This window comes from Aminobacter sp. P4_D5 (genome assembly GCF_056401815.1).
This window is the reverse complement of sequence record NZ_JBFUIP010000150.1, coordinates 1-14,247: the sequence shown is the minus strand read 5'-3', so window position 1 is coordinate 14,247 and position 14,247 is coordinate 1. Positions and strand designations below refer to the sequence as shown.

The window sequence follows — 14,247 nt, the reverse complement described above, 5'->3', positions numbered from 1 at the left end:
GCGTGACCCTGCCTTCATGTCGGATTTTTGGGCGCGCACCGCAGGCAGGCTTGGCGGGCGCAACGGCGAGGCGGCGCAGGCGGCCGAGTAGATTGCCTGCGATTGTTAGAGAAATGCGAGAAAATTTAAAATTGCCGGGAAAGCTTCACGGAATATTCGTGGCTTTTCGCTAGTTTGTGCGAAGGACGGACAAAGCAATGAAATATATTCTCTTCATCCTTTTCACAGTGATGACCAATGCGGCAGCCCAATTGATGCTCAAGCATGGCATGATGTCGCTTGGTCCGCTTTCTTTTGAGGGCACCAATCCGCTGATCAAGATCTTGCAGATCGTCTTCAGCCCTTGGGTCTTTGCCGGATTGCTAACCTTCGTCATTTCGATGGCATCGCATCTTTATGTGCTGTCCAAGGTCGAGCTCAGCTTTGCCTATCCGTTCCTTAGCCTCGCCTATGTGGCGGTCGCGGTGTTCGCCTATTTCGTCTTCCATGAGGACCTGAACGCCTGGCGTATCGCCGGTATCGCCTTCATTTGCTTTGGCACCGTGCTGATCGCCCAGAGCGGCCGCGACCATGGCGAGGTTGTCGCTGCGGCCTCCATCGAACCCACCAAGACAAGCGAGCTTTTGCGATGAGACACATCATTTTCGGAGGCGACGGCTTCGTCGGTCGTCATCTTGCGCCCAAATTGATCGCCGACGGCGAAGAGGTTGTCGTTGCTGACATCGTCAAAAGCGATCTCGCGCATTACCACAACGTGCGCTTCGTCCATTGCGACGTGACCGATCCGACGTCGATCGCAGCCGTCGGCATCAAGGCCGACGACATGGTCTATAATCTGTCGGCCAAGATGCTGTCGCCGCTGCAGGTGCGGGCCAAGCGCCACGACTTCTTTTTCCCGGTCAATTATTTCGGCACCGAAAACATCATCAAGGCGATGGATCATGCCGCGGCACCCAAGCTGGTGCACTACACCACCGACATGATCTACGGCCACACGGTGACCCAGCCGATGACCGAAGAGCACCCGGTGGCGCCGCTTGGCGAATATGGCTGGTCGAAGCAGAAGACTGAGGAACTGGCCGCCGAATGGCGGACGCGCGGCATGAACATTTCGCTGTTTCGTCCGCGCCTGATCATCGGCCCCGGCCGTCTCGGCATCCTGGAAAAGCTGTTCAAGCTGATCGACTGGAACCTTCCCGTGCCGATGATCGGTTCGGGTAAGAACCCCTACCAATTCATCTCGGTGTTCGATTGCGCGGAAGCCGCGCGCCTCGCATGGAAGGCTGGCGTGCCGAATGAGGCCTACAATCTCGGTTCGCTCAACCCGCCGCCGGTGCGCAAGCTGCTCGGCGATCTGGTCAAGCATGCCGGTTCGAAGTCGATCCTGCTGCCGACGCCGGGCTGGGCGGTGAAGCGTACGCTCGACCTGCTCGACATGATGAACATGCCGATCATGGACCCCGAGCAATATCTGATCGCCGACGAGGAGTGCGTGCTCGACGTTTCCAAGGGCGAGCGCCAGCTCGGCTGGGTGCCGAAATACCGCGACGAGGACATGCTTATCGCCGCCTACAAGGAATATCGCGCCAAGAAGGACGGTGTCGCCGCGTCCACCCAGCACGCCCCGGCCGAATAGAGGATTTGAACATGACGCTTGTCACCAAGCCGGATACGGCTCATTCGCATGCTGTCGCGGTTGCTCCGGCAATGACTTCGGCAAAGCTCGCCAAGCCGAACCTGATGTCGGTCGAGCAGGCCAAGGCGCTCGATGTCGCCAAGATGACCGACCTGTTCAAGGCGCATCTCAACCCCGGCCAGCTGCATTTCATGAAGCTGCTTGGCTTCCACAAGATCAAGATCGAGCGTGCCGAAGGCATGCACTACATCGACCAGAACGGCCGCAAGATTCTCGATTTCTTCGGCGGTTTCGGTTCGCTGGCCCTCGGCCACAACCACCCGCGCGTGCTTGAGGCACGCAAGAAGTTCCAGGAGGAGAAGCGCCACGAGATCGGCATCGCCTTCATGTCGCAATATGCGTCGGCGCTGGCCTACAATCTGGCGCAGATTTCGCCCGGCGATCTCGACATGGTGTTTTTCGGCTCGTCCGGCTCGGAAGCGATGGAGGCGGCAGTCAAGCTCGCCGAGCGTGCAGCGGGTCCGGCGCGCCCCAAGATCGTCTACGCCGAGAATTCGTTCCACGGTAAGACCAAGGGCGTGCTCTCGGTCACCGACGGTGCGCTGTATCGCGGTGAGTTCAAGCTCACAGACAACACCGTGCGTGTGCCCTTCGGCGACATCGATGCGGTCGAGGCCGCATTCCGTTCCGATCCAGCGATCGGTGCCATCGTGCTTGAAACCATCCAGGGCGGTGGTGGCATCATCACGGCGCAGGCAGAATACTGGCAGAAGCTTCGCGCCCTTTGCGACAAATACAGTGTGATCTGGGTTGCCGACGAAGTGCAGTGCGGCGTTGGCCGTTCGGGCCGTTTCTACGCTTTCGAGCACTACAATGTGGTGCCTGATATCACCGCTGTCGCCAAGTCGCTGGGTGGTGGCAAAGCTGCGATGGCAGCGATGATCGCACGCCGCGACGTCTATATGAAGGCCTATGGCACGCCCAAGACGGCGATGATCCACGCCATGGCGACTTTCGGCGGTATCGGCGAAGGCTGCATCACCGCCATCGAAACGCTCAACGTGCTCTATGACGAGGGGCTGATCGAAAACGCTGCCACGACAGGCGCTTATCTGCTGGAGCGGCTGGAAGAGCTGAAGGCGAAATATCCCAAGATCATCAAGGACGTGCGCGGCCAGGGCTTGATGGTCGGCCTCGAGTTCCACGACTTCTCGCAGACCTTGCCGATGGTGCTGCGGCCGGTGGTCAGCGTGCTCGACGACAAGCTCAAGGGGTCGCTCTCCGGCTTTGTCGGCGCCCTTTTGCTGCGCGACTACAACGTGCTGGTCGCATTCACCGAATACAACCGCAACGTTGTCCGGCTGCTGCCGCCACTGACTTGCAGCCGTGCCGATGTCGACGTGCTGGTTGCTGCGCTCGACAGCCTGCTTGGCAGAGGCATCGTTTCGATCGTCAAGGACTTCGTGAAGAGCCAGGTCAAGTAGACAAGAAGGGGGCAGATCATGAGCGCCACAGACATCAATTCAACCCGGATGCCCGGCCGTCTGGTCGATATCGCGTCAACGCTTTTTTCGACCTACTGGACGAAACGTCTGGTGACCAGCCTGTCGGCCACCGTGTTTGCGCTGTTCATCTTGCTTGTGGCTGCGGTTCCGTTCCTGCATCCCGAATACAATTGGGACATGGCGCCATACCTGGCAATCGCCATGGAAGATCAGGTCGCGGATTCGGTGCAGTTGCACGAAAAAGTCTGGGGCATCATGAAGGCGGGTGCGACGGAGGACCAGTTTCGCCAGTTGACCACGGCCAACGCTTACAACATCGCTCAATACGCCAATCCCGAGTTTTTCCAGTCGCAGCTCGTCTTTTACCGGGTCAAGATTGGCTACACGTGGCTGATCAAGACCTTTGGGCCGAGCGTCGGTTATGTCGAAACCACGCAGATCATCAACGCGGTGTCCGTCTTGATCATCGGCGCCGTCATGATGCTGTGGATGCGGCGCGAAAAAATGTTGCAGTCGGCGCTCGTGCTGGGGCCGATCATGCTTTTGGGCAGTTTTTTGTCCATGGCACAGCTGGCCATGCCGGACCTGCTCGGCACCGCGCTGTTCGTGCTTGCGGCCTATCTCATCCGCATAGGCAGAGACTGGTGGGCGGTGCCGATCCTGCTGGCTGGCTATCTGGCCCGACCCGACATGATCATCTTTTTGTTTGCGCTCTTGCTCGCGGCTGTCTTGTTTAGGGGGCGCGTGCTGCCAGCCCTTGTCGCCTTTGTGCTGGCAGGTGCTGTCTATGGCCCAATCTCGGCGGCGGGCCAGCATCCCGGTTGGTGGGCGCACTACTACTTCACCAATGTCGAAATTCAGAACGACATGCGTGGCTTTCATCCGGACTATTTTGTGGTCTCCTACCTCCGCGGGCTCGTCCGTGGCTTCACCAGTTCGTTCCGCTTTCACGAATGGCTGACGCTGTTTGCGCTGCTGGTTCTTGGCTGGCTGGCACTGCTGCGGGCCGGCAAGGTGCCGAGGCATGGCGTCGTCGCCGTGCTTTTGGCCGCACAGATCCTGTGCATCGGCGGCAAGTTCGTGGTCTTCCCGCTGCCAGAGAGCCGCGTCTACTTCCCCTACATCCTCATCATGGCGATGATGCTGCTGGAACTGTGGAAGCCGCGCTTCGATATGGAAGACCGCAACCGCTGAAGCTTTATTGCCCAAGCGCTGCGGCGAATTTCGGGTTGACCAGCGCGTCATAGCAATCGTCCAGCTTGACGCGCTTGTGGCCCGCTAGGGCCTCGGCGTAGATCGCATGGAGCGCGGCGTTGTTTATCGTCGGCGGGCAGGTCGGGTAGAGCGCGAGGTCGGCTCCGGCTACGGCGGCCTGCACTTCGGGGCCGGGGGTGGGCACGGTGCGGAACGGATCGGCGCCGATCGAGATGTGCAGTGGCGCTGTGCGGTCCATCAGCCATGGGAACGGGTTGATGAAATCGAGCGTCATGATGGTCTCAAATCGAATTCCCTTGGCGGCTTCGAGGGCCCTGATCGAGTCGATTGCGCGGTCCTGCGCCTTCAGGTGGCCGATTTGGAAATGGAAGTCCGAATAGATCAGCGGCGTCGGGTTTTCGTCTATGCCAATCAGGTCGTCGTAAAAAGCGCGATGCCCGGGATAAAATGCCAGCATGCGATCGGCTCGGACGGAAACCTCCTGGCGCATGTTGACCGCGCCCAGCGTCTTCAGGTTGCGATGCACTAGAGCTGGATTGTTGGCGCCGCCTATATAGGTGCGCGCCGCGCGCGAGAACACTGCGAGCGCCGGCGGCAACGCGATTGCTGCGACTAACCCAGCGACCGTCAGCAGCAGCGCTGGCCTTGCGTTCAGCCTTTCTGTCCTCAACAGGATCGCCAGCAATACAGGCCAGAGGAATATGAAACCCTGGCTGCCGGTATTCTGCGCTTCGAACAGGACGCCGGCAAAGAGYATGGCGGCTAACCACGCCGGAAGTAGATTGAAGAAGGCTTGTACACGCGCGACCAGCGAGGAGCTGGCTATGGTCGCCGTGGGGTCTGGCTTACGGCGCAGTTCGGTCCAACTACGCACGGCTATCAGAGCGGCGGCGACGATCACCACGTCGAAATTCTGGGACGCCGATTCCCGCAGGCGCGAGAAAAGCGAGCCGCTATTGTTGCTGACGAGAAGCAGAATGTCGCCGACATAGGCGCTTGCGATGCCAGTCAAAACCTCGATGACGGCGAGGATTGCTGCGAAGGCAAGCGCTGCCAGCAGCCCGGTGCGGAATTGCACGCGCCCAGCGAGGAAAGCGTAGGCGCAGATAATGCCGCCAACGGCAAAGCCGGTGATCTTGAGGTAAAACAGCGCGGTCATGATCAGCGTGATCAGGGCCAGCAGAGCGGGCTGCTTGCGTACGAACATCAATGCCGCGACCAGAATGTAGAGAAGCTGGCAAGACTGGCGATTGTAGATGCCGAACGCATCGGAACCTGGAAGTGGGTAAAATTCGCGCGTATTGAAGGGCAGCAGCGCAAACAGCAGGAAGGGAATGAGCAACGCCATCGCCGTGACGCGCGACCGGCTGCCGACTTCCCAAAGTACTATGCCCATCAGCGGCGCCGAAACGATCAGCAGAGACCAGGCGGCTAGTAGCGACGGCTGCCCGTTTGGAAATAGCCAGATCAGCCCGGCGGCAAGATAGTAGCCGAGCGGACCGACCGGCGCAAAGAAGTCGACGATCGGGACCTGGCCGGAAAAGATGCGGTTGGCCGCATCGTAGTAGATGAAGACGTCCCAATACATAGGGCCGATAGGGACGGTTATCGGCAGAGACAGGATCGCGCCGCACACGACGACAGCTGCAAGCATCAACCATAGCGGCAAGGTGAAATCGATGACTGTCCTTGACTGTGTGTAGCCGTCGTCTTTGTTCGCCACTACGTCCATGTAGGTTTCCACCCGGCTATTCATCTTGTGGGTCGTTTCTACCATTCGGCTCATCTGGATAGGGTTAACGAGTCGGCAATTTTCCGGTCGGGTAGCGACGACTTTCCGGTTCTGGTCGCGCGGCTTTTTGGCAATGTCGCAAACAGGCTGCAATCGCCCAGCACGGCCCTATAGTCTGCCGGCAAAATCATCTCGGAGTCGTGGGCAATGGCAGAGTTTCCGAAAAAGGCGAAGGTCGTCATCATCGGGCTGGGTGGCATCGTGGGCGCATCGGTTGCCCATCACCTGATCGAGCGCGGGTGGGACGATATCGTTGGCATCGACAAATCCGGTATCCCGACCGACATCGGCTCGACGGCGCACGCCTCCGACTTCTGCTACGCGACGAGCCACGATTTCCTGTCTTGCTGGACGACGCTCTACTCCATAGATTTCTACGAGAAGATGGGCCACTACGCCCGCATTGGCGGCCTTGAGGTTGCGCGTGTCGGCGACGACGATCGCATGGAAGAGATCAAGCGCAAGATCGCCTCGGCAAAGGCGTTCGGCACGCGCGCGCGCCTGATCGAGCCGACCGAGATCAAGGAAAAGTTCCCGCTGATCGAAGAAAGCATGGTGCAGGGCGGCCTTTGGGATCCCGATGCCGGTCTTGTCATTCCGCGTTCGCAGACTGTGGCAGGCAAGCTTGTCGATCAGGGCGTCGCAGCCGGCAAACTCCAGGCTTTCGCCAATACCTCGGCCAAGTCACTCGTTGTCGAGAAAGGTCGCATCAAGGACGTGGTGACCGACCGCGGCACCATCATGGCCGACCACGTGGTGGTTTGCGCTGGCCTTTGGGGCCGGTTGATCGCAGAGATGGCGGGCGAGGACCTGCCGGTCATGCCGGTCGATCATCCGCTCACCTTCTTTGGCCCGTACACCGAGTTTGCCGGGACCGGCAAGGAGATAGGCTGGCCGCTGCTGCGCGATCAGGGCAATTCGGCCTATATGCGCGATACCGGCGACCCCAAGACCGCCGAAGGCGGGCAGATCGAGTGGGGTTACTACGAGGAGACCAACCCGCGCCTTTGCCATCCGCGCGATTTACTGGAGAAGCATGAGGCGCGCCTTTCGCCCTCGCAGCGCGACCTCGACATGGAGCAGATCATAGCCCCACTCGAACGCGCCATGGAACTCACGCCGATCCTGGGTGAACTGGGATACAACGAGAGCCATTCGTTCAATGGACTGTTGCAGGTCACCACCGATGGCGGGCCGTCGATGGGCGAGAGCCAGAAGGTTCGCGGCCTGTGGTATGCCGTTGCCATCTGGGTCAAGGACGGCCCTGGCATGGGCAAGCTCATAGCCGACTGGATGACCGACGGGCGCACGCCTATCGACCACAACAAGATCGATTATTCCCGCTTCTACCCCCACATGCTCGAAGAGAAGTTCATCGAGGGTCGCTGCGGCGAGGCGGCGCAGAAGGTCTATAATCCGGCGGTGCATCCGCGCGAACCTTATGCGACCGGCCGCGATGTGCGCCGCTCGCCCTTCTGGGAGCGCGAGAGGGCGCTTGGCGGCTATTTCATGGAGCTTGGCGGCTGGGAGCGCGCCCATGGCTATGCCGCCAACGAGCATCTGCTCGAGAAATACGGCAACCGTGTCCCGAAACGCGAAAACGAATGGGACAACCGACATTTCTGGCGCGTTTCCAATGCCGAGCACCTGGCGATGAGCGAGGATTGCGGCATGGTGAACCTGTCGCATTTCGCGATGATCGACGTTGAAGGGCCGGATCACGTCGCGCTGATGGAGTGGCTTTGCGCGGCCAAGATCGGCGGCGACGCCAACATCGGCAAAGGCATCTACACCCACTTCCTCGACGATGAGGGCATGGTGCGCGCCGATCTGACCGTCATCCGCATGGCCGACCGCTGCCGCGTGATCGATGGCGCCGACGCAGGCCCGCGTGACTTCCACTACATGCGCCGGGTGGCGCAAGACAAAGGCTTCGATGTCACCGTCACCGATGTCACCCAGAGCTACGTCACCATTGGTATCTGGGGGCCGAATGCGCGCGCAGCGTTGCAGAAGGTCGTGGAGGATCCGGCGGGGCTCTCGCCGGAAAACTTCCCCTTTGCCGCGATCAAGCCGCTGAAGATCRCAGGCAAGGACGTCACTGCCTTCCGCATCTCCTATGTCGGCGAGCAGGGCTGGGAATTGCACATGCGATACGAGGATGCCCTGGCCGTCTGGGACGCGTTGCGGGCGACCGGCGTCATGGCCTTTGGTGTCGAAACCTATGCCAATTCACGGCGTATGGAAAAGAGCTTGCGCTTGCAGAACGCCGATTTGTTGACCGAATACAACTTGTTGGAAGCCGATCTTGCCCGCCCGAAGGTCAAGGAGGCGGATTTCCGTGGCAAGGCAAAGCATGAGAAATATCGCGCCCGCAAAAATCAGCCGGCCATGCTGTGTACCCTGGTCATGACCGACAATGTCGACCAGAAGGGCGTTGCCCGCTATCCGGTCGGCATCATGCCCGTGATGGACCCGGAGACCGGCGAGACGCTGGTCGATGAACTCGGCCGCCGGTCGTTCACGACGTCGGTCGCCTACGGCCCCACCATCGGCAAGAATATCGCGCTCGCTTATCTTCCGTGGGATTATGCCCAGGAAGGCCGCAAGCTAGCGGTCGAATATTTCGGTGAGACCTATCCAGTCGAAGTCGCTGGCGTCGGCTACAAGCCGCTTTACGATCCGGACAATCTCAAGCCGCGGAGCTGAGGCTGCAGCGTAGCGACAGCACTTCGCAACATTGTGAATGAAAAGCCCGGCTTTCTGGCCGGGCTTTTCTTTTGAAACAAACGATTCTCGCTTACCCTTCAAAAATGTCGTCTGCGGCCAAAGCTCTTCTTGCAGGCAGCGCCGCGCTGGCGCTGGTGTTTGGGCTGGTGCCTCAATCCCGCGCGGTCGAGCAAGTCGATGTCGAGCTTGTGCTTGCGGTCGACGTCTCGCTTTCCATGTCGCCTGACGAACTTGAAATCCAGCGCCACGGCTATGCCGCAGCACTCACCGATGAACGTGTGTTGGCGGCGATTGCCCAAGGCGCCTATGGCAAGATCGCAGTCACCTATGTCGAGTGGGCCGGAGCGACGTCGCAGATCGTGGTGGTGCCCTGGACGGTGATCGCCAATCGCGCCGATGCCGAACGGGTCGTGAACCAGCTCTCGGCCAAGCCGCCCAACAGCGCCCGACGCACGTCGATCTCCAGCGCGATCGAATTCGGCAGCGACTTGTTTGCCGAAAGTACCTTCCGCGGTGTGAAACAGGTGATCGACATTTCCGGCGACGGACCAAACAACCAGGGACCGCCTGTCGATCTCGTGCGGGATGCCGCGGTTGCCCAAGGCATAACCGTCAATGGCCTGCCGCTGATGACCAATGGCGGATTCGGCAACGCTTATGATGTCGAGCATCTCGACCGCTACTACGCCGATTGCGTCATTGGCGGGCCGGGCGCCTTCATGATCCCGGTCAACGAGTGGTCGCAGTTCCCCGAAGCGATCCGGCGCAAGCTGGTGATGGAACTTGCCGGCCCCACTTCACGCCAGTGGGCGGCCGAGGAGGCTGCCCATCCACCTGTCGTTCTTGCCCAGGCGCAACCGAAATATGATTGCCTGGCCGGCGAAAAGCTGTGGCGCGATCGATCCTGGCTTTGGGACAGCCGGTAAACCTGACTATTCACTCGAGCGCTATTGCGACCAGTGAATACTCTGCCCGGACTCAGGCCGCGATTAGCTGCTTGCGGTCGATGCGCTCCTGCTGTGGCGAGCGTGCATAAAGCTCGCGGTAGCATTTGGAAAAATGCGAGGCCGAGACGAAACCGCAGGCCACCGCCACCTCGACCACCGGCATCGACGACTGGATCAGCAGGTGGCGGGCACGGTCGAGCCTGATCTCGAGATAATAACGGGCAGGAGATCTCCCCATCTCGGTACGAAACAGGCGCTCGATCTGGCGGCGCGACAGGCCGACATGGTCGGCGATCTCGATCAGCGACAGCGGCTCCGACAGGTGCGCTTCCATCAGTTCGATGATCGTCAGCACCTTGGAGTTCTGCACGCCAAGGCGCGCGCGCAATGGCAGGCGCTGGCGGTCGGTCGGGCTGCGCACGCGATCCGTCAGAACCTGTTCGCAGATGCGGTTGACGAGATTGTCGTCGAAATCGTCGCCGATCAATTTCAACATCATGTCGAGGGCCGCGGTGCCGCCGGCGCAGGTGTAGATGTTCTGGTCGACCTCGAAGAGATCGGCATAGACATTGGCCTTGGGAAAGGCTTCCGAGAAGCCCGGCAGGTTTTCCCAATGGATGGCGCAGCGCTTGTTAGACAGTAGGCCGGCATTGGCCAGCACGTAAGCGCCGGTGCACAGCCCGCCAACGGCGACGCCGCGATTATATTCCTCGCGCAGCCAGGCAAAGACGGACTTGTTGGTGTAGGTCTCGACATTGATGCCGGTGCAGACGATGACCATCGAGGGGCGCTCCGGCCCCGCCATCTTCTTGCGCTCGTCTTCGAGCGAGGTGTTGACGGCGCATTCAACCTGGTTCGAAGCCCGCACCGGTTTGCCGTCAATGCTGGCGAGCCGCCATTTGTAGGCTTCGTAGCCGAGCATGCGATTGGCGATGCGTAGCGGGTCGAGTGCGGTCGCAAAGGCAACCATGGTGAAATCGGGTACAAGGAAGAACACAAGCGATCGTTTGATCGGATGTCTGATGGCGTTCAAGGAACCCTCGCGCTGGCCGGAAACGACGCGAACTCGATGTCGCGAATAGCACAGCGTCAACAGCAAATTCCCTTGCTGTCAATGGGGTTGCAGCTGTCGCTAAAATTAAAATTGCGACATGGTCGCTTGTGGCTGCCATTTTGCGACCGGGACGTGGGCCAAAAGCATATCGCCCTCCGGCCTACGCCGAAAGGCAGTCAGGGCTGGATTGGTGTCACGGATTGGCCGGGTTCAGCCGACGAGCATGCCCAACCGGTTGGCGGCCATAGCGGCCGTCTGGCCTGGCATCGTCTTGGCGAGACGCTGGCGTTCCAACGCGGTCGACAGCGAGGTATTGCGGCGTATGCCGAATAGGCGGGCGAAAATCTTCATGACACGTATCCATGCATCGTGGTTACACGGGGTGCCTTCGCGTTGTGGAGTGGGGCAGCTCGTTTGCTGATGCGCATATAGGGCTTGGCCGGGGGCCGGTATGCTGCAAATACGAAGCGGCACACCTTAAAAGCGACATGGCTTGCGGCAGTCGCCATTCGTTGTGTTGCGGCTCATTGTACATGTGGCTTGGCGCGCATTTGTCGCGTGGCGATGCGGAARACCTGCCACGTCTGTCACGCGGCAGGTCCGGCATTCGCCTCGATCACGTTCAGACCGCCTCGCCACCATGACCGCGGCGATGGCCGGTCTTGGAATCGAAAGCCTCGGGCCAGCCGATGTCCTTTTGCAGTTCGAGCGGCAGCGCGCCGATCGAACGTTCGGCATGAAAGCGGGTGCGGGCGGCGTTGAACTGGCTGGCGATGCGCCCGATCGATGAAAGAATAGACATTGCGGTTTCCTTTTCCTGCTGGGCCGGTTCAAGGCCGGCTTGAGGTGCTCGCCCGTGGGCACCGCTGGTTTCAACCGTCTCGCGCAATCTTGCGCTTCTTCGGGCATTGTCGATGCAGGCCCCATGGCCGGTGCTTCGATGGTGTTGACTATCTCTCACGGATGAAGTTCAATCAAACGAAATGGAATGATGTGTTCGATCAGAAATATTGAAGGACTGCGGCCATGAACGCACCACTCAACCATCCCCTGCCGCTGCTCGACCTCGACGTGCTCCGCACCTTCGTGGCGATCGCCGAAACCGGCAGTTTCACCACGGCGGCGAACGCGGTGTTCCGCACGCCTTCGGCCGTGTCGATGCAGATCAAGAAGCTCGAGGACATTCTGGGCCGCTCGGTGTTCTTCCGCGACGCGCGCTCCGTGACGCTGACCACCGACGGTGAGATGCTTCTCGGTTATGCCCGCCGCATGCTGGCAATCAATCGTGAGGCGGTGTCGAAGTTCATCATTCCCGACATCGTCGGTGTGGTTCGACTGGGTTCGCCCGACGATTTTGGCGAACGTGTATTGCCGCATGTGCTCAAGCGATTTGCCCAGACCCATCCCTCGATCGCAGTCGATGTCATCATCGACCAGAGCAGCAATCTCAGGCGTCGCATGGACGACCGCGCGCTCGACATCACGCTGCTCACCAACGCCTGCAAGGCCAATGCGGCCGGGGCCGAGGTGCTGTTGACCGAGCCGATCGTMTGGGCTGGTGCCCGGGGCGGATGCGCGCATATGCGCGAGCCATTGCCGGTTTCGATCTGGGAAGAGGGCTGCGCCTGGCGGGCAGGGGCGCTCGAAGCACTCGGTCGCGACGGCCGTAACTACCGCGTCGCTTACATGAGTGCGCATACGGCTGGGCAACGCGCAGCGATCCTGTCCGATCTCGCCGTGGCACCGCTGCCGAAATCATTCCTCGGCGATGAACTGGTTGAACTAGGCACCAAGGACGGCATGCCGGAAATCGGCAACTACAGCCTGGCGATGATCGTGGCGCCTGAGGCCAGCGCACCGGTCAAGGCTGCTGCCGAGCACATTCGAGCGGCCTTCGAGACCTTCAACCTGACCGGCAGGTTCTGAGGTTACGCGCGTCGGTCATTGACGACACGTCGGCGACCTAACCGAGGCTAATGCCCTCCAAGGCGATGATCCTTGTGTTGGCGCAGCGTTCTCGGATTGCCTTGAGTCGGCTGTATTCTGGCGAACCGTACCAATCCATCAACGAGCCCATATCAGGGAACTCGAGGATGACGAGGCGGTGCGGTTCCCAATCGCCTTCCAGCACCTTGGTTAGCCCACCGCGTCCGAGATATCGTCCGCCGTACCGCTGTTCGGTGGCGGGCACTTCGCGCTTGTATTCCTCGAAGGTGGCGGCGTCGGTCACATCGACGTCTGCAATCAGATAGGCAGCCATGGCGCAACTCCCTGTGAGAATGATCAGGAAATCATACTCTTCTGTTCGCGTGGAGAGGAGTGCCGGTGACGGCTTGGACTAGCCCCGCACGGAAGTGGCTATCGAGCGATAGACTTTGACCATGAGCGATGGCGGTGGGTTCCAGTCGAGGTCGCGTTGGATCTCAGGCGGCAACGCATTCATGATACGGGCCGTCCGGCGCATGCTTCGCGCCTGCCGGAAGTGGGCGCCTATGCGTCCAAGCTCGTCGAAGAGAGGCATCTGGCCTTCCGTCACTTTGCCCTGAATTTGAGACTTAGCGGGTGCGCGGCGCCCATATCAGGGGCGAACGCATGCGCCGGTCGGCCGCGGCCGACCTGCCGGCGCTGCGTCGGCGAAAGMTGAGCAGACGGACCTTTTCGGCGAAGGTCATGCGCAACGCGCTTTCTGCCTGGCGAACTCGATTACGTTTGTTGCCGGAGCCAATGGGCCGACCGGCCAGCCGAGTTCGATCTGGATGTCGAGGGGCAGCTTGTTGATCAGCAGCGCCACGCGACCATATTTTTGGAGTTGACCCGGAGCGCTCGACCCATGCGGGGCCGCCGCCCCGTCGATCCAGCCGAGTTCGACCTGCAACTCGCGCGGCAGGCCGTTCATCATTTTCTCGATACGGCTGTCGCGGCAGGCATGCCGTAGCACGGCACCAAACTGATGGAACTCGCCAATGATGGACATGGTCGTCTCCTGAGGAGTAACGGGCCGGCAGCGCCACGCGAGACTGGATGCGCCACCGGCCAGGCAAAAGTTTACGCTCGATTCTGTTTCAGTTTGATATCGCATAGGCATCTTTCTGTTTCAGATGGCGCGCGATGTTGAAACATTCGTTGCAGTCAGCGGTCAGGCGACATGAGGATTGAGATCACCTGACGTCGCCTTCCGCGCTCTGGCGCAGGCCAGCCAATGTCCTTTTGGATTTCATGCGGCAGCCTGTTCAGCATGCGTTCCGACTGCGATGCGCGACGCGCCTTCTGGATGGCCGCACCATAGCGGCCGATCGTGCTGATGATCGACATTGTCGTCTCCTGTTCGTCCCACAGCGTCACGCGTCCCTTGGGAGCGAATGCTGCGG

The 14,247-nt window shown here is 60.3% G+C and carries 14 protein-coding genes; 7 read left to right on the top strand and 7 right to left on the bottom strand.

Features of this window, described 5'->3' with window-relative positions:
* Window positions 1–197 precede the first annotated feature (197 nt).
* The 4 genes from AC1DWF_RS24440 to AC1DWF_RS24425 all read left to right on the top strand — a co-directional run bounded on the left by AC1DWF_RS24440 (window position 198) and on the right by AC1DWF_RS24425 (window position 4,335).
* A complete protein-coding gene (locus AC1DWF_RS24440; RefSeq protein WP_476784995.1) occupies window positions 198–632 on the top strand; it encodes an EamA family transporter in 435 nt (144 codons plus the stop codon).
* Window positions 629–1,636, top strand: coding sequence for an NAD-dependent epimerase/dehydratase family protein (locus AC1DWF_RS24435; RefSeq protein ID WP_476788306.1), 1,008 nt, complete (start codon window positions 629–631; stop codon window positions 1,634–1,636). Before AC1DWF_RS24440 ends, AC1DWF_RS24435 begins: the two co-directional genes overlap by 4 nt.
* A gap of 71 nt (window positions 1,637–1,707) precedes the next feature.
* Window positions 1,708–3,120, top strand: coding sequence for an aspartate aminotransferase family protein (locus AC1DWF_RS24430; RefSeq protein ID WP_476784998.1), 1,413 nt, complete (start codon window positions 1,708–1,710; stop codon window positions 3,118–3,120).
* Between the two features lie 18 nt (window positions 3,121–3,138).
* Entirely contained in the window at window positions 3,139–4,335 is a 1,197-nt protein-coding gene (locus AC1DWF_RS24425; RefSeq protein WP_476788305.1) for a hypothetical protein, read from the top strand.
* 4 nt (window positions 4,336–4,339) lie between these two features.
* Here the strand turns inward: AC1DWF_RS24425 and AC1DWF_RS24420 are convergent, their stop codons facing one another.
* Complete coding sequence (locus tag AC1DWF_RS24420; protein WP_476842144.1) at window positions 4,340–6,088, bottom strand: hypothetical protein; 1,749 nt, start codon at window positions 6,086–6,088, stop codon at window positions 4,340–4,342.
* A gap of 207 nt (window positions 6,089–6,295) precedes the next feature.
* On the opposite strand from AC1DWF_RS24420, the gene AC1DWF_RS24415 reads away from it, so the two are divergent.
* Together AC1DWF_RS24415 and AC1DWF_RS24410 are read left to right on the top strand one after the other, a co-directional pair.
* On the top strand, window positions 6,296–8,857 hold the full coding sequence (locus tag AC1DWF_RS24415; protein WP_476842143.1) for a GcvT family protein: 2,562 nt from the start codon (window positions 6,296–6,298) through the stop codon (window positions 8,855–8,857).
* Between the two features lie 104 nt (window positions 8,858–8,961).
* Window positions 8,962–9,804: a DUF1194 domain-containing protein gene (locus tag AC1DWF_RS24410; RefSeq protein WP_476784599.1), complete on the top strand. Its 843-nt coding sequence runs from the start codon at window positions 8,962–8,964 to the stop codon at window positions 9,802–9,804.
* Window positions 9,805–9,856: 52 nt separating this feature from the next.
* On the opposite strand, the gene AC1DWF_RS24405 is transcribed toward AC1DWF_RS24410, so the two are convergent.
* The 3 genes from AC1DWF_RS24405 to AC1DWF_RS24395 form a co-directional block, all read right to left on the bottom strand.
* Complete coding sequence (locus AC1DWF_RS24405; RefSeq protein ID WP_476788350.1) at window positions 9,857–10,795, bottom strand: GlxA family transcriptional regulator; 939 nt, start codon at window positions 10,793–10,795, stop codon at window positions 9,857–9,859.
* 294 nt (window positions 10,796–11,089) lie between these two features.
* The gene (locus tag AC1DWF_RS24400) at window positions 11,090–11,230 is read right to left on the bottom strand and encodes a hypothetical protein (RefSeq protein WP_476784598.1); all 141 of its coding nucleotides are present in this window, start codon (window positions 11,228–11,230) and stop codon (window positions 11,090–11,092) included.
* A 271-nt stretch (window positions 11,231–11,501) separates the two neighbouring features.
* Window positions 11,502–11,681 carry a hypothetical protein gene (locus tag AC1DWF_RS24395; protein ID WP_476784597.1) on the bottom strand — a complete coding sequence of 60 codons (180 nt, stop codon included), beginning with the start codon at window positions 11,679–11,681 and terminating at the stop codon, window positions 11,502–11,504.
* A 224-nt stretch (window positions 11,682–11,905) separates the two neighbouring features.
* Here AC1DWF_RS24395 and AC1DWF_RS24390 point away from each other — a divergent pair, with 224 nt between their 5' ends.
* Entirely contained in the window at window positions 11,906–12,805 is a 900-nt protein-coding gene (locus AC1DWF_RS24390; protein ID WP_476784596.1) for a LysR substrate-binding domain-containing protein, read from the top strand.
* 37 nt (window positions 12,806–12,842) lie between these two features.
* Here the strand turns inward: AC1DWF_RS24390 and AC1DWF_RS24385 are convergent, their stop codons facing one another.
* The 3 genes from AC1DWF_RS24385 to AC1DWF_RS24375 form a co-directional block, all read right to left on the bottom strand.
* A complete protein-coding gene (locus AC1DWF_RS24385; RefSeq protein WP_476784595.1) occupies window positions 12,843–13,139 on the bottom strand; it encodes a DUF1330 domain-containing protein in 297 nt (98 codons plus the stop codon).
* A gap of 408 nt (window positions 13,140–13,547) precedes the next feature.
* Window positions 13,548–13,853, bottom strand: a complete 306-nt coding sequence (locus AC1DWF_RS24380) for a hypothetical protein (RefSeq protein WP_476784594.1) — start codon at window positions 13,851–13,853, stop codon at window positions 13,548–13,550.
* A gap of 155 nt (window positions 13,854–14,008) precedes the next feature.
* A partial coding sequence (locus AC1DWF_RS24375) for a hypothetical protein (protein WP_476842142.1) occupies window positions 14,009–14,247 on the bottom strand: 239 nt, incomplete at its 5' end.